The following is a 20,624-nucleotide window of genomic DNA, read 5'->3' on the forward strand; positions in this document are numbered from 1 at the left end:
TTGTGCCTTCAGGGTTTTTCTCTGAGAATTACTTTGGATGGTTAGATTCAAAAATAACCCCCCTTTATGAATTTTCGGTGCCATCATCACTTCGATATTCTAAAATATCGCCCGGCTGGCAATCTAAAGCCTTACAAATTGCTTCTAAAGTTGAGAACCTGATCGCCTTTGCCTTTCCATTTTTCAATATCGAAAGGTTAGCCATCGTTATTCCAACCCTTTCCGAAAGTTCTGTTACACTCATTTTTCTCTTTGCCAGCATCACATCAATATTGATAATTATCGCCATTGTTTTCACCTCAGACCGTTAAATCATTTTCTGATTTTATATCAATAGCTTCCTGTAAAAGTCTTTGAAGAACTGCAGCAAAGACGGCGATCACAATAGAACCAAAGATAATGATCAATCCAATTACTATAATACCTGGGGCATCGTCTTTCTCCGCCATAAGATAAAACAGCGGCATGCCTGCTACATACAAGATACTGATAGTGATGGCACAGTTTTTAATTTTTTTTAAAGCCATTACAGAAATTTGCGCAAAGGCTTTGTTCTTGTCAATATAGTGTAAAAGTTTAAAAGCCTGATACAAAGCAAAGTAAAAAGGGATCGCTGCTCCATACACGACAAGTAAAACGATATATTTCATAAAGGCAACATCCGGATACAATTCTGCTGTAAAATTGCCGATCTTCGGCACCAAAAAGATGCACAAAGCAAGCACAGGGATTCCAATAAGAATAACAGCAATTTTTAAAAAAAGTGTTGATCCTCGTCTCATCAAAAGCACCTCGATAGTTTATTTATCAATATTTTACCCTTATATTTATCGATTATCAATAAATATTTATCATTTATTAATGAATTATTACCGATATTCAATTATTCACCTCTAAATACTCATTCCTTATAACGTTAAAATCTAAACCTTGAATACACAATGGTTCTAATGCGTTTAGATACTAACTATTTAGCTGCAAGCCGACTTTAATGACACTTGGAGAGGCAGAATAAAGAAATAGAGTTATCCTGCTCCTCCTTAATGCTTTATCTCTTTAACACTAGTTTCTTATCTTCTATGACATAAACACAATCAGCCACTCTCTCTATAAAAGTTCGATCATGCGATACAAGGAGAACAGTTCCCTCATATGCTTTAAGGAATCGTTCCAAGGCTTCAATACAAAAAACATCTAAAAAGTTTGTTGGCTCATCTAAAACTAGTATATTATATCTTCCTAAAAACAGTTGACACAACACGAGACGAATTGCCTCCCCACCGCTTAAATGGCGGACATTCTTTTTTAAATCATTTCCTGTAAAACTCATAGAGTGTAGGACAGAACGAATTTTTCTCTCATCGTAGTCGCTTCTATCTTTCATAAAGCCGAGGACCGATTCATTTTTTGTTAATTGATAATCCATCTGTTCAAAGGAACCGATAACGGCTTTTGGAGAAATTGTAATCCCTTCACCCCGCTCTAATATATGGCGAAGCAAAGTTGTTTTTCCTGAACCATTCTTCCCAGTAATGGCGATTGTCTTACCTAATGGAAACTGGAAGCTCGCTTCTTCGAGAAGTACCTTATTCCCTGCTTTTATCGTTAAACGGTCCGCTATAATTGGAAATTTATTGTGTAATTGAAGAGCATTTGACTGGTGAAAACGAATGATTTGCTCCTCTTTGGGAGGTTCCACCGCTTCAAGCTGTTCCACTCTCTGCTCGATTGCTTTTGCTGCTCGTTGAACGGCCTTTTGACTTGTATCCTTTGATTTTGTCATAAACATTTTATTCGCCTTTGCTTTTGTTTCTTTTTTGGACATACGCCCGTTCGCCTGTGTGATTTTCTCAGCCTTCTTCATTTTTTCCTCTGCAGCTTTAATAAGACGTGATTTTTCTTTGAGGTATCGATCATGTTGTTCCTGTTGCTGTCTTTTCTGAAGCTCTTTTTGGCGAGCGTATTCGGAGTAATTCCCTGTATATTCGGTTACCATTCCATCTTCCAGTTCCCAAATCTTCGTCACAAGTTTATCCAATACATACCGATCGTGACTCACAATGATTAAAGCACCATAATAGTAAGACAATTCTTCGATGAAAAATTGTATACCATCTCCATCTAGATGAGTGGTTGGCTCATCAATTAATAATCCTTCATGATAGTTTGAGAAAATTTGAGCTAACTTTAGTCTTGTCTGTTCACCACCGCTAAAGTTTTCAATCTCCGTTTCTGGAATTGACAGTCTTCCTTTTAGCCCGTAATCTACCTCGGTTTGTTCAGGTGATGTTAGTTGATCAAAATAGGCAAAATCTATGAAGCGTTTCACATGGCCTTTATCTGGCTTAATTTGACCAGCCATAAGTTTCAGCAGGGTACTTTTTCCCGCACCATTCTTTCCAACAATGCCAATTCGATCAAACTGGTGCACGGCCAACCTCGGGATATTTAGTACTACTCTATCTAAAAATGAAAGTTCTATATTTTCCATTTGAATACATACATTTTCCATTACTCTTCGCCCTCCTTCGTCTGTCTATTTACTCCTACCAAAATATCTAAATCAACGGTAATCTCAGAAAAAACTTGATTTGTAAATTTATCAATTTGTTCCTTCTTCGAGTTCCAGGCAAGTGGAGACATTTGAACTAATTTTGATAAATCTGATTGAGGTAATTTCTTGGTATAGCTTAAATGGATCATGTTCACTAGTTGAAAATGCTGGTTAAAAAGTGACACCGTTTCATCATTTTTATAAGTCTTCATATCCATATCATCGAAAAGTGCTTTCCGAAGTTCTTTAAGATAATTTGTGCGAGGAACCACTTTAACAATGAGACCGTCTGACACTAAAATCCGCTTGAAATCCTTATAATTGGCAGGAGAAAGGATATTCAAAATGATATGGCACGATTGAGCCGATATGGGTGGGTGAGCTAAATCACCGACAAGCCAGATGGATTCTTTGTAATTGCTGGCTGCCATTCTAATGCCTTCCTTTGAAATATCTACACCTAATCCTGTAATTGTCCCATTCTTACCTTTATCTAAAATCCTTTGTAAATGGGAACCTTCGCCACAGCCAGCATCAAGAATGATGATTTCACCAGTAGAAGCATGTATCTTTTCATTGATAACTTCTGAAATTTTCTGATGAAGTGAGGTATATAAGTTACTTTCCATAATGATTTTTTGTCTTGCCTTAAATAATTTCTTGTCGTAATGGCTATGTGCAGAACGAGTCATCATGTTTACATATCCCTGCTTTGCAAAATCAAACGTATGATTATTCAGGCAGATAAGGCTTTTTAAATGAGTAACCGCCATTGGACTATTACAAAGTGGGCAACTGAATACCTGAACATATTTACTAGCTAATTCAGCACTTTTTTCTTTATTAGTCATATTTCCTCTTCCTTTCAAATAAAAAAATCACAAGCATCTGCCTGTGACTTGAGAGTAAAGGGAGTAGACCCATCCTTATTCCGTTAGGGGGCTATTAAAAGCCGTCAGAAAATAAACCTGCCTTTGGAGTACACAAAGTAAGGTTAAAATAAGACAAAAATAAAGAAAGGCAGAATAAGCCGCCTTTCTGTACATTACATATTTTTTCACGCATAATCAGGCATCAGTGACCCCATTCAAAAGTTGGTTAAGTGGAGAAACAAATTGCCGGTATAGGGTGAATGACTACTTCACAAATATGAAATGAAGATTATTAAAAAAGGACAGACTAATCCCGTTTACTCTGCATCACGAACAGAGCCTTTGACCGTATTCAATTACTGGTTCAAAGTTGGGAATCGTAGTCTCATTGCATGTGTCATTTTTTAATAATCCTCCTAAACGTTTATCATTCACTTATAATTGTATACTGGCCTTTTAAAGAAGTCAAAGGTAATATGTATCTAAGTGACCAAGTATAGTCGAGATTCACTAATTTCAGAATTCAGCAAATGGTTGGTGCCTGACACCCCGAGTGGTGTCAGGCACCATTTCGACTTAAACCGTTACTTCCAATGAGTAACCAGTTTGTTCTTGAATTTTTTTGCTGATTTCTTTTTTATTCTTAAACAAAAAAGCCGATTTTCTCGAACAAAAAAGGCAATCAGCTTTTTTGAGATATCCTATTAACGAATGTAATCCATCTTAATTATATTTTTCACCTCACATTTTTGATTACAACTTGGCTATGGGGGATACTTGGCATACTTACCAAACTATAACTTAAGTCCTGTGCAGGGACTTCATAATCCATTTGGTTGACAAGAAAATCAAGGCACACTTTCATGATTTCAATCGTGACCCATTCACCAGCACAGCGATGCCCCATCATGTAGTCTCCACCACCTTGTGGGATGAATGAAAACGGGCTCCCTTCCCAATTGGCAAAGCGGGCAGGATTAAACACATCCGGATTGTCCCAAATTTCAGGGTCATGGTTTGTGCCATAAAGGTCTAAAAGAGTTAGAGTATCTTCTTCAATTTGATAGCCGTTCCAGGAAAAATCTGTCTTCACCCGTGCGATGACAAACGGAAAAAACGGATAAAAGCGGCGAACTTCCTGAATAAACATCTGAGCATATTTTGCATCTCCGGATTGGAGTTTCTCCCTTTCTTCCGGATAATGATGTAATGCTAAAGCAACGAAATTAATAAATATGGCAATTGCTACAATGGGTCGTAGAATATTGATGACTTCAACAGCAGCCGTTGCGGAATCAAGGAGATTCCCATCTAGATCACGATGCCAAGAGAATCTATGTAAAGCTGTATTTTCAGGAGGTTTCACAGTCCCTTGACGGACCTTTTCAATCAGTTCGCCCATCCATTTTTCCACATCATTTCGGGCATTTCTTCCCAGCCAATGGCTGGGCCCGACTGCACCTGCGGATTCGAACATTGCTCCCAAATTCTTGGTCAAATTCTTCATTTCATCTTCCTTCATTGGTACTCCAGCCCACTCACAGGCTATCCGACATAATATTTCCTTGGTTTCTTCATAAAAAATTAGTTCATCCATTTGCTCCCAATTAGCTATAGCTACCTCCCATTGTTTTTTGGTAAGGCTAGATAGCCTGCTAAGTTCATCAGGGGACATGATGGACATAAACATTTCCTTGCGATGTTGGTGGGCTTGTCCATCTAATGCTTGAACACCATTCTGACCAAACAAGGTTTGGATCGCCCGGTTAGGTGCAGCGCCTTTCCTTTGGAATTTCTCGGTGTCATAAAAAACTTTCGCTGCCTCTTTTCCCCCCATGCAGATTGCTTTCTTCCCAAGCAATCGAGTCTCAAAGACATCGGAATGAAAACTGCGCCGTCTATTCAAGATGTACATATAGCCTTCTCTCATCAGGCTTAAACTATGGTCTAATCCTTCTTCTCGAGGCATATTTTGTTTATTTATCATAGAAACCTCCATTTTTATGAGTTAGTCCTATTATTTGTCAATCCATCCTTGTTTACTCAAAAGAGTGCTTTCCTCTGCTTATTTTACAAAAGAATGGCAATCATTAAGGATTTCAATTGAGGGAAAATAATAACAGCTTTTGAGATACTGCAATGGTGGTGAACATTCTTGAAAAAATTTGTAATAGTAATCCTAGTCTTTACTGAAATTTTTCTCCCAGTTCAACAAATAAAAGCAAAGAAACACATGAACTTCCTCCACATTGGCAAGACATAGTAAAACGGAAAGCCCGGTAAACAAGTGACAACCGCAACAAAGAGCAGGGTAATTCATATGAATTCGCCCTGCCTTTTCTTTTGCTATACCACTTAATAATGAGATTCATCTTAAGAATTGTTAAGAAATTCCACCACTGTTTCTTTAGGTTTTAAGTCTATTCTAACCATAGAAATACAATTTCGAAGGAGTGAATAGGCTTGAAATCAATAATGTTTTTTCTTCAATATCTCTTTTGTCCAAGAAAAATCGGGGCTGTTTTGCCAAGTTCAGATTATCTTGCCGATAAAATGATCGAGACGGTTGAATTCCAATCAGCTCAATATATTGTTGAATATGGAGCGGGAACTGGTGTTTTTACAGATAAAATCATAAAATACAGAAGACCAGATACCGTGGTTATGTTGTTTGAGAGCAACAAAGTGTTTTACGAGACGTTAAAAGAAAAATACAAAAGTGAAAACAACCTTATTATCATAAACGACACGGCAGAGAATATAGACAAATATGTAAAAAAATATGAAATTCCCTATATTGACTATGTTATCTCTGGTTTGCCTTTTGCGAGTTTGCCCAAGAATGTCTCGAATGTTATCTTAAATAAAACAAGGAAGTTGTTGAAAAACAGGGGTAAGTTTATTACTTTTCAATATACCCTGTTTAAAAAGCCACTGTTTAATCAATATTTTGAACAAATTAACATTAAACGTGAATACCGAAATATTCCGCCTGCTTTTGTATTGAGTTGCCAAAATTAAAGTGTAGGTTACTAGATGGTACGTAAGGGATGTGAAATAGATTGAGTACAAAAATTTTAATTGTTGATGATGATAAGGAAATCAGAAACCTTATCTCTGTCTATTTAGAAAACGAAGGAATCCAGACAAAACAGGCAGAAGATGCCCTTGAAGCGTTAAAACTACTGGATAAAGAGGTGTTTGACCTCATTATTTTAGATATAATGATGCCGAAAATGGATGGAATTGAAGCCTGTATGAAGATTAGAGAAGAACGCCATATGCCCATCATCATGCTTTCAGCGAAATCAGAAGATATGGATAAAATCCAGGGGCTTGCTTCTGGTGCAGATGATTATATGGCGAAACCATTTAATCCATTGGAACTCATAGCAAGAGTAAAGTCTCAACTTCGACGATATAAAAGGTATAATGCCGAAGCTGATAATGACAAAAGCATCATTGAAATTGGCGATTTAAAAATAAATACGGATACTCGCCAAGTATGGGTGGGGAAGAAGGAAGTAAGGCTTACACCGAAGGAATTTGATATACTTGAACTTCTTGTCCGTAATAAAGGCATAGTGTTAAGCGTCAGCAAAATATACGAAGCTGTTTGGAAAGAAGACTTTTTTAAGTCGGATAATACGGTAATGGTGCATATCACAAAAATTAGGGAGAAGATTGAAGAAGATCCGAAACATCCCATCTATATCAAAACTGTTTGGGGAGTCGGCTATAAAATATGAAGAGATATCGAATCAAGAATTCATTACTTGTAACACTTTTGGTAGCAGTTGCTATTAGTTTTTTTGTTTCGATTGTTGTCATGACAATTATCTCTCAAATTATTTTGCATTATTATAATATTAAATATCTTACTATTGATGAAATTGGAGTAACTACCTATAATTTTATCGTTTTTTTAATATTTACTTTTGTTATCCTTTCTTTTATTGTCACTTTCTTAGCAATGATTCGAAAAAAAATTATGTATATAAAGCGTATTACAGAAAGTATTAATGATATTGCCAATGGAAACTTGGGATTAACCATTGAAATGAAAGGAAATGATGAATTAAGCAGACTTGCTGAAAACGTCAATAGTATGTCTAAAGAATTGGCGAGCAAATTTGAATATGAAAGACAATTGGAAATGGCAAAAAATGAACTAATAACAAATGTATCCCATGATTTGCGTTCGCCTTTAACATCCATAATTGGATATTTAGACTTGTTGAGAAAGGGTAAGTATTCAGATCAAAGTCAACTAATTGAATATCTTGATACTTCTTACTCAAAATCAAAAAGACTTGAAGCTCTAATCAATGAACTTTTTGAATATACTCGTTTAACAAGCCCTGATGTCCAATTAGACTTTAATGAAGTGGACTTGGTGGGTTTATTAGTACAATTAATCGGGGAATACGTTCCCATTTTTGATAAGGAAAAACTAACTGTTGTAAAGGAAATACCCAATGAAGAAATTTCCGTTATAATGGATGTTGAAAAAATGGTACGGGTTTATGAAAATCTTCTTGCAAATGCAATAAAATACAGTTTAAAACCGTCAGAAATACACATCAAGTTGGAAAAACAGGGTTCTATGGCAATTTTGAAAGCATCAAATCAAGTTGAATCTCCTCCTGTTGACGATATAAATAAACTATTTGATAGATTTTTTATAGGGGATAAGGCAAGAAGGAATAATCAAGGTACGGGTCTTGGACTTGCCATCTCAAAAAGAATTGTTGAATTGCATGGTGGAAACATTCGAGCAGAACATAAAGAAGGTTGGATAACCTTTATAGTAGAGCAACCGATAAAACAATGACTTATGGATTAAAGTCCCATAAGTCATTGTTTTTTATTGGAGCTTAAGAATTCTTAAGGATTTCCCATACTGTTTCTTAATTCTCTTTGCTTATGATGTAAATATCAAATACAAAGGATGTGAGCCAATTGAAAAAGAAACTTGTTATTGTTGCAATATGGATTTTATCCGTTTATATATTAAAGCAAAATCATTTACTGTCACTTCATTTGGATGCATTAAAGGAATTTATCACTGGAAACACAAAATACGCAATGTTAGTATTTGTGGGTCTATGGATCGTAAGGCTTTTTGCCTTTATACCAGGTGTGACGTTAATGATTTTAGGTGGTATTTGCTTTGATCCACTATTGGGCTTTTTTCTATCCATGGCGGGAATGGTCATTAGTGAAACATTGGTATATGTTCTTTCCAAAATACTTTCAAGCAAAAAGTTAAATCAATTTCTTGAGCATAAAAATCCACAACTAAAAGCACTTCTGGAAAAGTACAATTATAAGTTTTTGGCATTGGGTATCATCTGTCCAATAGCCCCGACTGATGCAATTTGTTTTTTGTCGGCATCCGTTGGGATTCATTATCGAACCTACATCTTAACGATCATGATTTCAAACATTCCAGTCGTGATGTTGTATAGCTTTCTTGGAATAACTATTGGTGAATCACTACTTGGTGTTACCTTGATCGTAATTTCTGTTGTAGTAATTGGAGTTATTACGGTAAAAATTTGGAACAATTTAAAACAGAAACCATGCAATTTAACGGCAAATAAAAGCATTACTTCAATAGAGGTATCACTTTAACGAATAAATGCCATTTCTCTATTTACAAGAGCATCTTTTAACCATCGTGGATGCATTTTCAATAAATCATGAGGCAGGTTTAGTTGCCCAAAAAATTTAATTTCAAGTGATTCATCTGAATTACATCTAAGTTCTCCTCCTGTAATTTCAGCAAGAAAACAAGTTGTTATAAAATGTACTACTTTACCATTTGGATAAACAAATATTTGTGAATTAGGGTCAGAATAAACACCAATTAACTTTTTAATACTGATATCTAAGTTAGTTTCCTCCTTTACTTCCCTGATGGCTGCTTGAGAAACTGTTTCTCCTATTTCTACATGTCCCGAAGGAATGCCCCATAGTCCTACATCTGCTCTTTTCTGTAATAAAACTTGATTCTCCTCATTAAAAATGATAACAGCAACACCAGCCCTTAATTCATCAATTCTCTCCATACGAAAAACCTCCTTTTAAAATTAAAAAAAGGCCGAAAGGAAAGATGTCAACGCATAACAAATACGCTGAACCTTTCCCCTCGGACCTTTTATGTCAATAGGTGCCTTTTACATTTTGTAAAAGATGTAGACCTCGGTCACAGTCCTATATAAATAGCGGAACCCTATCTACAATTTTCCAGATCAAAAACGAAGATTATTATTTTTTGTACATTTTATATTGTACAACAAATCTTAAAATAATTGAACTTGATGTATATGAAAAATAGTAAAGATAACTTCAAACAATAATAAACTGTGATTGATTTAATACACACAAAAAAGCTTCCCTCCATTCCTGGGGAAGCTGCTTTGGTCTTTATCTATTATTTTTTTATTGTTGTTGCATATCCTTTTGTTTTTCTTCCAATGTTGCTATCCGGTCCTCGATTCCTTGATTATAAATGAATAATATTACTTTAATATCTTTCGTTTCAGCAGGTCTTATTTTGTATTCTGAATTCATCTCATTTCCCCCCTTGCTCCGTGGCTGGTGCACTTACTTCTCTGCTTGGATGATTGCTGAAACAATGTATTCTTCGAGCCTTCGGCCAGAATTCCATTCTTTGATAAATTCTTTTGACTCATCTTTTGGGATAATGGTGATATTTTAAACCCTGCTTGTTCCATTAGCTCATACAATTGCTCTATAGCTGAGGCTCCCAAAACACAGGAGTATAATTGCATGTCTGACTTGATCTTGTCCGGAAGATTCGCTGTTAAAACAATTTCGGAAATTACCAGCCTTCCCCCGTTTTTCAAGACACGATATACTTCTTCAAAGACTCTCTCCTTATTTGGGGATAAGTTAATGACACAGTTTGAAATAATTACATCAACTGAACCGGCTGCAACCGGCAAAGTTTCTTACACTATTTCGAATTTCGTCATCTCTTACTCCGCTCATCACAAATCTTCTCCTCAAAATATTTATATATAAGTATACGCTTATTTAAAACATACTTATTCTCCTGTTTCCGCAAACCGTCTGATTCTCTCTCCAATTTCATCCCGGACACGCTGAAATACGCTCCAAACTTCTTCCAGTGTTCCTTCTGCCTTTGCCGGATCATCAAACCCCCAGTGGACCCGTTTTACTTTTGGTGGTGTAACAGGGCATTTATCAGCAGCGTCACCACATAAGGTCACAACCAAATCTGCACTGTTCAAATATTCAGGATCGATAAGATCGGAAGTATGGTTCGAAATATCAATTCCAACTTCTTTCATCGCTTTTACTGCATATGGGTTCAAGCCGTGTGTCTCAATACCAGCACTTCGAATTTCCCATTCATCACCTAAATATTTTTTTGCCCAGCCTTCCGCCATTTGACTACGGCAAGAGTTTCCTGTACATAAGAAGTAAATTTTCATTTTGTTTTCCATGTTGGGTTCCACCTTTAGGCCGCTGATTCAGCAAAATATTTTCGTTTAAACCATAATGCCATTAACCAGCCCAATCATGACTGGCACTTCTACAAGCGGACCAATGACGGCTGCAAATGCTGCACCAGAATGAATTCCATTATAATGTTGTTGCTGTTTATGCTTACTTGTTTTCTTCGGTTCCAGTGTCGACTATGTGACAATAGATACCGATTCAATGGCATGAGGAAACCAACTGAAAGGTAAACGAAGCAGCTTAACTCTTACGGGGCAAGGATTGCTGCTCTTTCGCTATTCAACCATTTAATGTCTTGGACCCCAAAGCATGATGGAGACCCCAATTAAACAAATGGCCGCTCCAATCCAATCGTATGTATCAGGCGTTTTTTTATCAACACCCCAACCCCACAATACGGAAAGAATAATAAATACTCCACCATATGCCGCATATACTCTTCCAAATGAAGGAAATTTTTGTAGAGTAAGGATGATTCCGTACAAAACTAAAATAATCCCTCCGATTATTCCATACCAACATGGGTTGCCTTCACGTAACCATAACCAGACTAAGCCATTCTTTTTCTAAGCTTATATAAAATATGGTCCTACTCAGCTCGTTAAAAATACTTTCCCTTTATTCCTTCTTGAAGATTCAGCAACACGAACAGCCTCTTTTACTTGCAACAAATCGTATTGAGAGTCTTTCTGCATAAGTGTTAATTTTTTGTCATTTATGAGCATAATCAAATGATGAAACGTTTCTTGCCAGGCTCGCACTGATACTTGTTGATTCCAATAACGTAGATGAAATAACTTAGTATTCACTTCTGCCTGTAGTGAAACTTTCTTCCAGTCCACAGGTATTCCTGATAATAAACCAAGAGTTAAAAAAATCCCATTAGGGCGAACACAAAACGCTAATTCAGTACCATCATTGCCCCCAACTGAATCAATGGCGGAAGTTGCCCCCAGTCCATTTGTTAGTTCCATAACAGTATCGTGTAATGCTGTCTCTGATGTATTGATTACATAGGAAGCACCAAGTTGAAGTAAGTCTTTTGTATAATTGTTGTTTCTTGTTACAGCAATAAGCCGAAAACCGAGAACTTTTGATAATTGAGCAAAAATACGACCAATGGCAGAACCACAAGCATTTACCAATAAAACATCATTTGGTTTCAGACTTAAAACCTCTGTACATATTACCCATGCTGTTACGGGATTTATGTATAACTGTGAAGCTGTATAATCATCAATGGAGTACGGGATTGGCACTGCAAATTCTGCAGATGTCTTAACAAACTCTTGCCATGTCCCTTCCCCACGCAAAGGTAAAACACGTTTACCAATTAGCTCTTGTGAAACAGAAGCCCCTACGTCTTCTACAATTCCTACGCCTTCATAACCAGGGATATTAGGCAATGAAATCCGATGGGAGTATGCCCCTTTTATTGGAATTAAGTCAGATGGATTGATAGGGCGAACTTTCATACGAACCAGAACTTCTCCGTTCTCAGGTGGCAGGATATTTTTACGTTCAACTTTTAAAACATTTTCTGGACTTCCGAACTCATAAAATTTAATTCATCTTGCTTCCAAACCAATATGTCCCCTTTAAAAAATCAGATTTATTTAATAATATTATCTCTACATGGTAAAGAAGGTAAAGTAACAGTAACGTACCGTTCACATGAATTTCTCATATTATTTGCACAATCTTTTAAGACACTCAAACGATGTTTCCTAAGACCCTCTATATTCGAAACGGAAGGGATGAATAGTTCGTCTAATGAATAAAATGGGAATGGGGTATTAAAGAGGTGAAGATCGCAATGAAAAAGCTGTATTTGTCTACATTGACTCTTACGCAAAGTATCGCTTTGTTTGGCTGTACCAATAGCACAGAAATTGTAAAAAACACGAAAGAAGATCATTATAAGCAAAAAATCATTATCATGGGCTCAGTTAATGATCCACTCCCGCAAGAAGCCAAAAATGTTGAATATATGCCAAGTAATTTAGAACCGCAACAAATTCCAAATTTTAATCTTAAAGAGCCAATTATCATGACCCGAATGCCTTACTACGAAAAGAAAAACAGTGATAATTCTCCATCTAATATAAACAGAAGGTAAAAAGAGTTCCAATTTCATTTTTGGGAAAGTAGTTTTTTATGGATTAATCTCTTATTTCACTATTTTGACTAAAATTTCTAAACACCAATATTTCCACTCATTATCATTAGTCGCTAAAACATCTTGAATGAGTGAAACAATTTCATTCGGGAACGTAAGTAAAAATTCCGCCACTTCCTTTGCTATTGGCCAGTTTATATCCTGAATCCATTCCAGAAGACCTAGCAACAAAAGCAATTGTTCATTTCTACTTAACTTCTTTATTTGGTTTACTTTTACAAAGTCATGCTTATTTCTTGGCATAAAGTCAGCGTTATAACTCATGTTAAGATGACCCTACCCAGTACCAACTTTTATCCAGCTTTTCAATCTCTTTAAAATCACCATCAAAATCATTTTTATAAGGTCTTTGGTCATTTGGCACATAAACAAATCCGGAAAAGTTGTCTAAAATACCACGATAAGTGAAGAACAGAACCGAATAATTATTTTCATTCCTCTCCATAATAATTTCACCGCCACCTTTATCTTCTTCTCTATACTGTCGAGTCGCCTTTTTTGCTTAGTTAAATAACGAAAGATAGATAAATAACAAGGTCTTATCTCCCTTAGTTCCCTGAATCATATCTCCGAATCCAATCCAAAAAAGGTTCGAGGCTCTCCCAACATACTGCAATTTTAATCCGACTAATTTCTCAACTTCAGCTTTAATTTTTTCCTTCATCCATTACTCCTTATAAATGTCAGTTATTTGCTTCGACGGAGAGAAGTAAAACTCTGTGGCCAAAATATATACTCCCAATAATCCAAGGCAAATCAGGGTTATTGAAAATATTAAATAAAAAAGGTTCATTATTTTTATAGTCCACCTCGTAGGAATGACAATTTTTAATATTTTATATATCCAATCCCAAATAGCCCGTACAAAAAGAAAAAACTACGCTTATTCCATTCCAACAATTCATTGAAATACTCAACCAGATGTTTATCCCAAATGGATTTCAATGTTTTTATTCCTAATAAACAAATCCTGATAACATGATTGTTAAAATCATCAGCCCAAAATAATATCCAATATAGTCCCATTTCGACACCATCAAAACCTCTTCTTAGCAGAATATTTTTTAAGGTCATAACCCTTGCTGAATATTGCATTATTAAAGCCCCTTATGTAGAAAAAACTTGGGCTTTAATCAAAATAGACAGGTTCTTGTGGATTATGCATATGTTTAAATGCTAATTGAATTTGTGATTCTGTATTTCTAGCTATTGACAAAGATGGTAGTTCATTTTCTGCAAAAAATTCAACTGCATTTGTTTCAATACCCTCTTGTGGTTTTCCACCAATGACTTCACATTGGATAAACATTTTATAAACGTGATATGGGGAAGGTGGATGTGGATGGCACTTCTTATCAAATACAGCTATCAATTTTTTTGCTTTCACATCAAACCCTGATTCTTCTTTTACTTCTTTAACTGCAACTTCACTCGGAGATAAACCTACGTCGCCCCAACCCCCAGGTAACGCCCAATCCCCATCTGTGTTTTCCCTAACCATTAAAATTTTATTATCTTTAAACACAACAGCTCTAATGTCTACTTTAGGAGTTGCATAACCTGTTTCATTGGCAAACAAATCTTTTATTACAGTCTTACTAACATCTGTATGTAGTGACAACATTTCAACGCTAATGTCTCTAATCATTTCAAATCTTTCCAAGTCATATATATCTTTCGAATAAGTTAGCCCTGCCTGTGCAATAGATTGAAGCTGTTTTGCCCATTCTAGCCATTTTGGTTCCATCTATCTTCACCACCGAATCAATTTAATACCTAAGTTTTAATTTTTTATTTAACCCAAATAAAGAAGCTACCTCTTGGGGTCGCCCACGTTGCATAATTACTGAACTATTCTTTAAATGTTTCTAATGCCGTATGCCTTCGTTTTTGGAAAGTTGGAATCGTGTACAAAACGCTTTTACCCTTTTCCGTTACTCTATATATGGAATTTACCCTTAGTCCTTCCAAATCCATTGGTAAACCCTTCAACTCCATTCCCACAGAGGAAATTATTTATGTTTCAGGTTTCAATTTCATCATCGCACCATAATATTGTGAAGCCGTCGTAAAAGAAATAAATGCGCATAATTCACTTATTTCCTCTTCAGTGAAACATTCTCTCAAAATATCAAAAGTTGAATCAGCTATGTCTCCCTTTTGCTTTAAAAAGACTTCTGCAAATCCTACTGCAATAGATGTTTTTTCATTAAATTGATCTGGGTCTGGTTTCCCTTTGGCCTTACAATACTCACATCCGTTACTTTGAGCTAATGTTTTTCTCACTTGTTCCTTTAATTCAGACGTTAATAGTCCATCTTTTTCTAACACATCTCCTAACCGATTCCATCCTTCCATTATATCTATATTATGCCCCAATAGTCGTTGAAAAGGTGTTTCTCCAAAATTAGATTCCACAATTCTTGCCATAAAAGTTCCTCCTTGTTATATTTAACTATGAATTAATTATAAAAAACAAAATAACTAAATCACATTAAATTCACAACAATTATCAAACAAATTCTATTTGAAATTGACGATTTTTGGAGGAAAAACTTTAAAAATGAAAATAGATGATATTGATAAAAAAATTTTAGATGAACTACTTAATAACAGCCGTTTATCAATGAGCGAGCTTGGAAGAAGGGTAAATCTGTCCTCCCCATCAGTAACGGAACGGGTAAGACAAATGGAGTCATTTGGAATAATAAAGAAATATACTTTAGAAGTTGATTATGAGAAATTAGGTTTACCAATCCAATGTATAATTGAAGCAACAGTTAAAAAGGGTGACTATAAATCTTTTAAAAATTATATTGAGAAACTTCCAAATGTAGAATTCTGTTATCGAATAGCAGGAAGTGCGTGCTATATGCTTAAAATGCAGTTTGAAACTTTCGCTAAAGCAGAAAAATTCATTGATGAAGTAAATCCAATCGCACATACTGTAACACATTTTATTTTTTCACAAGTTCCGACGAATTTAAAAATTAATATGGATTGAATAGTTTTTAGTTAGAGGCATTACTCTAAATTACCTGACACGTAGTAAAAATAACCCAGCATTAATAATGATCGAGATTCTCGAACAGATTCCTGCTTATTCCACAAGATGGCTCTAAAATGAAAATGAGCGCTGATTCTTGTTACTGACGCCCGTTTGTGGAAGATGGCTATCGAACTAAAGCGTTAGTTGAATAAACCTGATCCGGGACGTAGTTTATATTTTTTTGAGATACTTGGATCCTGGCTGTTTTTTAAAAATTGGAGCATATATAGTAAAGCATCTTTATCTTCATTGGACATAGGAAGCTTTACTTCTTGGGTCCTCTTTCGTAATATAGCAGAACCTTCTTTTACTATATCTTTCATAGTAATTATGTATTCTGGACGAAACTTACTCATATATAAACACCTCGTCTACTTTCCTATTTAAAACTTTTGAAATTTTAAAAGCTAATTCAAGAGTTGGATCATATTTATCATTTTCAACACAATTAATGGTTTGTCTTACAACTCCACATTCCTTAGCAAGATCTTCCTGCGTAATTCCTAATTTTTTCCTTTGACAGACAATGAACCTGATCGAAGCACAAAAGTATAATCCTTCCATTCGAGTCTGTCTTCTAATAGCCAGATTTTTAGAAAAACCTTTAGACGAGTTATTTTGGATCGATGATTAAGAAGAATTTCAATAAAATCAACAGTTATGAAAGGGGAGTTTCAAATGCGTTTACCTAAATGGGGGTTATTGACATTCAATATTCTGTTGTGTGTGGTATTCGCATATGTAAGTATTTCGTCATTTTCTAATGGAGCAACTATCTGGTGGTTGTGGGGGTTAATCTCTATTCTATATGGCTACACCACTATAACCCGATTTGTAAAGGGATATAACGAAGGTTGGTCCTCCACTGAAATTGTTGAGGATGAACGAACTTGGAATGTTCGACTGGTATCATGTTTCATCGCTTTTATTTATATTCTGCTTTTCTTAACTGCTGGAATTATAGTATTTTATATGGGATATCTTTCCTTCGACCCTGTTATTTATATGATTCTTGCTGTTAGTACAAGTGTAGCGGTTTTTGCCATTTCGCAAATTGTACAAACAATTCCAAGATAGGGAGTTTTCGGCTCCTTATCTATGGATATGGAAATTAATTTAATTTCGTAGGGAGAGATAAAATTGAGCAAGAAAGCATTCCATATATACAATATCATTGTCTTGGTTCTGCTCTTATCATTTAACCTTTTAGTCTTATTTGCCTTTGGGATTGGCGAGGGTGGAATGAGATTTTCGGATTGGTTTCCAATAGTCGCTTCATTTATCATTTGGGGTATCTTTTACCGTATTCAATTTTCACGTTCTACCAATACGTGGAGAATATCTTGGTTTTTCATTATGTTAGTGTTTCTTTTCTTCTGGGAAACTGGTCTTGGTGCAACTTTCGGGAAGTTGTTTAGTTTAAATTAGGGCATTATTTTATTTAAACGAACGTTTGATTAATGATCGAATAAAGTGAAACTTCCATTATCCGATTTCTTTAGTGAAGAGGAATATTAATCGCTTAAAGAGCAGGTGAAGTTACACTTTCCTGCTCCCTTACATTCATTTTCTCCATACACTCCAAAAAGTTCACTTAATCTTTTGCAATATTTCAATGGCGGTTTCATCAAACTCTTCTAACTTCTCTCCTGCTGCTGGTCTTTCAAATGGCATCCTTCTCATTAATTCCACTCCAATCTCTAATCATCTTCTACTTCAAATAAACCCGAATATTTATTTGCAAAAATTTCCCCCTAAGCCAATTTAACTCCTTTTAAGTAAAGAGCAACATGTATCTATAAAGTACGTGATTTCTCCCCGTCAATTAACTTAAAATGAATACCATTCGATGTTCCCCCGTCAATATGTTTAGGAACACCTGATAAATCGAGTAATTCCTTCAAATGGATAGACTTTTTACGATTTGCTTCTATCGTAATATTGTAAGGACCAGCTAAATTCATTAGCGACTCCATTCGTACTCCATCTTCCATGAAGTGGGAATCCAGCAATTCTAATTCAAATGATACGTCTTTATCGCTTCGATTATGTAACACAAAATTACATTCTCCATTCAATAAGTCTTCGCTGACATTCTCAAAATTGCAATTACCATTACCATCGTATGAAATGGCTGTAATTCCACTTGCCAACGTTTCTTGGTACATTGTGATTAGAATATTTGGTAAAATTGCATATACGATTACAACTATTACAATTGTCCGAAAGCGATATTTCTTCATGCCAATGAAAAGTAAAATTATGGCGATTATGAATAAAATGGACCCAATGATACCGAGGGGGATAAATCCATCTTGATTACGGATTGGAAACGACATGAATATAGAACGTGCTTCTAACATTACGTTATTAGGAAACGGGAAAAATAAATACATACATATACCTAAAATAACAACTGAACTAATGAGTGACAGTTTACTTCTTATCATCATACCCCTCCGCTATTTAATTTCGTTTACAAATATTTATCTCACTTCTAAAGCAAAGGCATAGGTAGCGTCATCTTTTGATACATTAGCTTTCTTTTTGTCCATCCACCATACACCGTAAGAATAATAATAGACTCCCTTTTCCCTAGGTGCGGTAAAATGATTATCTTCCACTGCTACCTCCGTTTCCCTGTTCCTATTTATTTGAAGTACATGAAATTCATTGGGCTTTGGTTCATAATCCATCTCGAACGTCACTTCTTCTCCAGCTTTTACTCGGATAGGCTTCACATTCTTTAATAGTTCAACTGGCCCAGCAGTATCGACACAGGTGCTTTTGTTTTGCACTGTCCAACAATATGAACCAAGTTTTGTTGAAAAGGTCTCCTCGCCAATCTTAATCTTGGCTATGGGTGGTTTGATTCCAGCCATCTCATTAATTGAACTCTCAGTTTTTGAACATCCTGCAATCGTTATCGCTATCAAAACGATAAAAGACAAAAACCATTTATTCATTTAAATGCCCCCTTCAGCCCTTTGCCAACCTCACACTATAATAACGCATCGCCTTCAAATTACCTTCCATCTCAAAAACACCTTTTTCTATCAACTTTCTTAGCCGATACTCGAAGAATGCATCCCCCATATATTGGTCTAAATACCCTATCACTTCCCCTATTAATCTTGCGGATTTCATAAATTTCTCAGGTTCTTGCTCACGTTCTCGCTCAATCTGAAGTTTTTTCGCCATATTTATCATATATTGGTCGTAATAGTCCTCTTTGACGCCCTTTATCTTTTCATTTCGCCAAATACGTAAGGTTTCCTTCGTATCAGCAAGAGCCAGCCACTCTTCTTCAAGTTCCTTTCTTTCATGCACTGATAAAGATTTTGATTGACCTTTCTCGTAAATAACTTGCAATTTTTCAGGGGAGATTTCCCCTGTTTTCAGAACCGTATATTGAATATCTGGTCGATTAAAATGTACAGCATGTGCCTTGGTTGTATTAATCACCTTGATTTTATTCGTTTTATCCCGTAATAAATATAAAACATAACGCAATCCTGTCTGCTCGTGAGAATTATCAGCCACCCATATTGTAATCGGCACATTCACTGGGATAGAATGTATTTGATTGACAGTGTTATAAAACCACTGTTGATAATCTTGGAAATCGCCATCTTCGTCATTCATCACATTTTTCATCCATTGAAATCTTACATCTTGCCCTGCCTTTTCGTGTAGCATCCGGACTGGACCAATCGAAAATATATCCCCAAAAGCAATAATTTGTTCTATCTTGTGTACCCTCATTGCCTTTAGAGCCATTTTTAATGACCCAGCACCAGACAGCCCAAAAAGAATATGTATCATTTGAAAATCCCCTTCTTGTTTTACTTCTGACCGTTCTTTAACCAAAGAAAAACCATTTCTTTTCGTAAACTAAAGTTTATTTTATTGAGAAATAGACGACTTTGTTTCTAATTCCTCATCTGATGAGTCCTTTGAAATAAAGAAAATAGCAATCAAGACAAAGAACATGCCTAACAAATGTGTAAGTGAAAGCTGTTCTTTTAAAATGAAAAAAGATAGAATTACCGAGCTTAAAGGAAGTACACTTGTTAGAACTCCTGCTGAACTTGCTGAAACTTTTGATAACCCTTGATACATTAAAAGAAAAGCAAGTACCGTTACAACAACTCCAAAATATAAAATATTAAGCCAATCCCCTATGCCCACACTTGAAAGGTCAAAATCTTTAGCTTCATATATTGAAAATGGTAAAAACATTATAAGACCAAAAATACTCATCATCGTTGATATTGTAAGGGGAGTTAATCTATTAGATACTAATTTTCCTAATATAATAAATAACGTTTCACCTAAAACTGCCCCAAATACAAAAGGTTTCCTAATAAGGAATTGGTATCTCCATTAATTACTTTTTATTGTGAAGAAAAGCCGTCTTGCTAAAATAAGAAGAACGGCTTTTTTAATAGATTG

At 35.5% G+C, this 20,624-nt stretch carries 29 protein-coding genes and 4 pseudogenes; 8 read left to right on the forward strand and 25 right to left on the reverse strand.

The window, feature by feature from the left end:
* Window positions 1–64 precede the first annotated feature (64 nt).
* The 6 genes from JK635_RS19510 to cypC form a co-directional block, all read right to left on the reverse strand.
* On the reverse strand, window positions 65–289 hold the full coding sequence (locus JK635_RS19510) for a helix-turn-helix domain-containing protein (protein WP_202655612.1): 225 nt from the start codon (window positions 287–289) through the stop codon (window positions 65–67).
* A gap of 10 nt (window positions 290–299) precedes the next feature.
* Window positions 300–782: a DUF2975 domain-containing protein gene (locus tag JK635_RS19515; RefSeq protein ID WP_202655613.1), complete on the reverse strand. Its 483-nt coding sequence runs from the start codon at window positions 780–782 to the stop codon at window positions 300–302.
* A gap of 266 nt (window positions 783–1,048) precedes the next feature.
* Window positions 1,049–2,512, reverse strand: a complete 1,464-nt coding sequence (locus JK635_RS19520; RefSeq protein WP_202655614.1) for an Msr family ABC-F type ribosomal protection protein — start codon at window positions 2,510–2,512, stop codon at window positions 1,049–1,051.
* The gene (locus tag JK635_RS19525) at window positions 2,512–3,405 is read right to left on the reverse strand and encodes a putative RNA methyltransferase (RefSeq protein ID WP_202655615.1); all 894 of its coding nucleotides are present in this window, start codon (window positions 3,403–3,405) and stop codon (window positions 2,512–2,514) included. The genes JK635_RS19520 and JK635_RS19525 overlap by 1 nt, the downstream gene beginning before the upstream one ends.
* Before the next feature lie 377 nt (window positions 3,406–3,782).
* Window positions 3,783–3,827, reverse strand: coding sequence for an erythromycin resistance leader peptide (locus JK635_RS26100; protein ID WP_142301762.1), 45 nt, complete (start codon window positions 3,825–3,827; stop codon window positions 3,783–3,785).
* A 335-nt stretch (window positions 3,828–4,162) separates the two neighbouring features.
* Window positions 4,163–5,413 carry a CYP152 family fatty-acid peroxygenase CypC gene (cypC, locus tag JK635_RS19535; RefSeq protein ID WP_235888236.1) on the reverse strand — a complete coding sequence of 417 codons (1,251 nt, stop codon included), beginning with the start codon at window positions 5,411–5,413 and terminating at the stop codon, window positions 4,163–4,165.
* 476 nt (window positions 5,414–5,889) lie between these two features.
* Between cypC and JK635_RS19540 the strand changes: the two genes are divergently transcribed.
* The 4 genes from JK635_RS19540 (at window position 5,890) to JK635_RS19555 (ending at window position 9,063) form a co-directional block, all read left to right on the forward strand.
* The gene (locus JK635_RS19540) at window positions 5,890–6,447 is read left to right on the forward strand and encodes a class I SAM-dependent methyltransferase (protein WP_202655616.1); all 558 of its coding nucleotides are present in this window, start codon (window positions 5,890–5,892) and stop codon (window positions 6,445–6,447) included.
* Window positions 6,448–6,488: 41 nt separating this feature from the next.
* Entirely contained in the window at window positions 6,489–7,175 is a 687-nt protein-coding gene (locus JK635_RS19545; RefSeq protein ID WP_202655617.1) for a response regulator transcription factor, read from the forward strand.
* Window positions 7,172–8,260, forward strand: coding sequence for a sensor histidine kinase (locus tag JK635_RS19550; RefSeq protein WP_202655618.1), 1,089 nt, complete (start codon window positions 7,172–7,174; stop codon window positions 8,258–8,260). The genes JK635_RS19545 and JK635_RS19550 overlap by 4 nt, the downstream gene beginning before the upstream one ends.
* Before the next feature lie 128 nt (window positions 8,261–8,388).
* On the forward strand, window positions 8,389–9,063 hold the full coding sequence (locus JK635_RS19555; RefSeq protein ID WP_202655619.1) for a TVP38/TMEM64 family protein: 675 nt from the start codon (window positions 8,389–8,391) through the stop codon (window positions 9,061–9,063).
* Here the strand turns inward: JK635_RS19555 and JK635_RS19560 are convergent.
* The 7 genes and pseudogenes from JK635_RS19560 to JK635_RS19585 form a co-directional block, all read right to left on the reverse strand.
* On the reverse strand, window positions 9,060–9,500 hold the full coding sequence (locus tag JK635_RS19560; RefSeq protein ID WP_202655620.1) for an NUDIX domain-containing protein: 441 nt from the start codon (window positions 9,498–9,500) through the stop codon (window positions 9,060–9,062). The two genes, JK635_RS19555 and JK635_RS19560, sit on opposite strands and share 4 nt — an antisense overlap.
* A gap of 373 nt (window positions 9,501–9,873) precedes the next feature.
* Window positions 9,874–10,005 carry a hypothetical protein gene (locus JK635_RS24445; RefSeq protein WP_306792975.1) on the reverse strand — a complete coding sequence of 44 codons (132 nt, stop codon included), beginning with the start codon at window positions 10,003–10,005 and terminating at the stop codon, window positions 9,874–9,876.
* A 33-nt stretch (window positions 10,006–10,038) separates the two neighbouring features.
* Window positions 10,039–10,406: pseudogene (locus tag JK635_RS19565) on the reverse strand (methyltransferase domain-containing protein); the annotation flags it as partial.
* A gap of 96 nt (window positions 10,407–10,502) precedes the next feature.
* Complete coding sequence (gene arsC, locus JK635_RS19570) at window positions 10,503–10,925, reverse strand: arsenate reductase (thioredoxin) (protein ID WP_202655621.1); 423 nt, start codon at window positions 10,923–10,925, stop codon at window positions 10,503–10,505.
* 14 nt (window positions 10,926–10,939) lie between these two features.
* Window positions 10,940–11,063, reverse strand: a pseudogene (locus JK635_RS19575) (arsenical-resistance protein); the annotation flags it as partial.
* A gap of 165 nt (window positions 11,064–11,228) precedes the next feature.
* Window positions 11,229–11,495, reverse strand: a pseudogene (locus JK635_RS19580) (YnfA family protein); the annotation flags it as partial.
* A gap of 39 nt (window positions 11,496–11,534) precedes the next feature.
* Window positions 11,535–12,509 carry a zinc-dependent alcohol dehydrogenase family protein gene (locus JK635_RS19585; protein WP_368857108.1) on the reverse strand — a complete coding sequence of 325 codons (975 nt, stop codon included), beginning with the start codon at window positions 12,507–12,509 and terminating at the stop codon, window positions 11,535–11,537.
* A 248-nt stretch (window positions 12,510–12,757) separates the two neighbouring features.
* On the opposite strand from JK635_RS19585, the gene JK635_RS19590 reads away from it, so the two are divergent.
* A complete protein-coding gene (locus JK635_RS19590; RefSeq protein ID WP_202655622.1) occupies window positions 12,758–13,060 on the forward strand; it encodes a hypothetical protein in 303 nt (100 codons plus the stop codon).
* Between the two features lie 51 nt (window positions 13,061–13,111).
* Here JK635_RS19590 and JK635_RS19595 read toward each other — a convergent pair whose 3' ends face one another.
* The 6 genes from JK635_RS19595 to JK635_RS19620 all read right to left on the reverse strand — a co-directional run bounded on the left by JK635_RS19595 (window position 13,112) and on the right by JK635_RS19620 (window position 15,550).
* Window positions 13,112–13,384 (reverse strand): DUF5071 domain-containing protein, encoded by a 273-nt coding sequence (locus JK635_RS19595; protein ID WP_202655623.1) that lies wholly within the window; start codon window positions 13,382–13,384, stop codon window positions 13,112–13,114.
* Window position 13,385: 1 nt separating this feature from the next.
* Window positions 13,386–13,565 (reverse strand): hypothetical protein, encoded by a 180-nt coding sequence (locus tag JK635_RS19600; protein ID WP_202655624.1) that lies wholly within the window; start codon window positions 13,563–13,565, stop codon window positions 13,386–13,388.
* Between the two features lie 57 nt (window positions 13,566–13,622).
* Window positions 13,623–13,784, reverse strand: a complete 162-nt coding sequence (locus JK635_RS19605) for a hypothetical protein (RefSeq protein ID WP_202655625.1) — start codon at window positions 13,782–13,784, stop codon at window positions 13,623–13,625.
* 164 nt (window positions 13,785–13,948) lie between these two features.
* Window positions 13,949–14,215, reverse strand: a complete 267-nt coding sequence (locus JK635_RS19610) for a hypothetical protein (RefSeq protein WP_202655626.1) — start codon at window positions 14,213–14,215, stop codon at window positions 13,949–13,951.
* Window positions 14,216–14,249: 34 nt separating this feature from the next.
* Window positions 14,250–14,867, reverse strand: a complete 618-nt coding sequence (locus JK635_RS19615) for an NUDIX hydrolase (RefSeq protein ID WP_202655627.1) — start codon at window positions 14,865–14,867, stop codon at window positions 14,250–14,252.
* 269 nt (window positions 14,868–15,136) lie between these two features.
* Window positions 15,137–15,550 carry a carboxymuconolactone decarboxylase family protein gene (locus JK635_RS19620; RefSeq protein ID WP_202655628.1) on the reverse strand — a complete coding sequence of 138 codons (414 nt, stop codon included), beginning with the start codon at window positions 15,548–15,550 and terminating at the stop codon, window positions 15,137–15,139.
* Window positions 15,551–15,683: 133 nt separating this feature from the next.
* Between JK635_RS19620 and JK635_RS19625 the strand changes: the two genes are divergently transcribed.
* A complete protein-coding gene (locus JK635_RS19625) occupies window positions 15,684–16,124 on the forward strand; it encodes an Lrp/AsnC family transcriptional regulator (RefSeq protein ID WP_202655629.1) in 441 nt (146 codons plus the stop codon).
* Between the two features lie 194 nt (window positions 16,125–16,318).
* On the opposite strand, the pseudogene def reads toward JK635_RS19625, so the two are convergent.
* Both def and JK635_RS19635 read right to left on the reverse strand, forming a co-directional pair.
* Window positions 16,319–16,525 (reverse strand): annotated as a pseudogene (def, locus tag JK635_RS19630) (peptide deformylase); the annotation flags it as partial.
* Window positions 16,518–16,733: a helix-turn-helix transcriptional regulator gene (locus JK635_RS19635; RefSeq protein ID WP_202655630.1), complete on the reverse strand. Its 216-nt coding sequence runs from the start codon at window positions 16,731–16,733 to the stop codon at window positions 16,518–16,520. The gene JK635_RS19635 and the pseudogene def, both read right to left, overlap by 8 nt.
* A 114-nt stretch (window positions 16,734–16,847) precedes the next feature.
* On the opposite strand from JK635_RS19635, the gene JK635_RS19640 reads away from it, so the two are divergent.
* Together JK635_RS19640 and JK635_RS19645 are read left to right on the forward strand one after the other, a co-directional pair.
* Window positions 16,848–17,246 carry a hypothetical protein gene (locus JK635_RS19640; protein ID WP_202655631.1) on the forward strand — a complete coding sequence of 133 codons (399 nt, stop codon included), beginning with the start codon at window positions 16,848–16,850 and terminating at the stop codon, window positions 17,244–17,246.
* 63 nt (window positions 17,247–17,309) lie between these two features.
* Complete coding sequence (locus JK635_RS19645; RefSeq protein ID WP_202655632.1) at window positions 17,310–17,597, forward strand: hypothetical protein; 288 nt, start codon at window positions 17,310–17,312, stop codon at window positions 17,595–17,597.
* Between the two features lie 368 nt (window positions 17,598–17,965).
* On the opposite strand, the gene JK635_RS19650 is transcribed toward JK635_RS19645, so the two are convergent.
* From JK635_RS19650 to JK635_RS19665, 4 genes are all read right to left on the reverse strand, one after another.
* A complete protein-coding gene (locus JK635_RS19650) occupies window positions 17,966–18,508 on the reverse strand; it encodes a hypothetical protein (RefSeq protein ID WP_235888237.1) in 543 nt (180 codons plus the stop codon).
* A 147-nt stretch (window positions 18,509–18,655) separates the two neighbouring features.
* Window positions 18,656–19,135 carry a hypothetical protein gene (locus tag JK635_RS19655; RefSeq protein ID WP_202655633.1) on the reverse strand — a complete coding sequence of 160 codons (480 nt, stop codon included), beginning with the start codon at window positions 19,133–19,135 and terminating at the stop codon, window positions 18,656–18,658.
* 13 nt (window positions 19,136–19,148) lie between these two features.
* Complete coding sequence (locus JK635_RS19660; RefSeq protein ID WP_235888238.1) at window positions 19,149–20,039, reverse strand: DUF1835 domain-containing protein; 891 nt, start codon at window positions 20,037–20,039, stop codon at window positions 19,149–19,151.
* A 36-nt stretch (window positions 20,040–20,075) separates the two neighbouring features.
* A complete protein-coding gene (locus tag JK635_RS19665; RefSeq protein WP_202655646.1) occupies window positions 20,076–20,537 on the reverse strand; it encodes a DMT family transporter in 462 nt (153 codons plus the stop codon).
* Between the last annotated feature and the right edge of the window lie 87 nt (window positions 20,538–20,624).

This window comes from Neobacillus paridis, assembly GCF_016765675.1.
In the GTDB taxonomy this organism is placed as follows: domain Bacteria; phylum Bacillota; class Bacilli; order Bacillales; family Cytobacillaceae; genus Neobacillus; species Neobacillus paridis.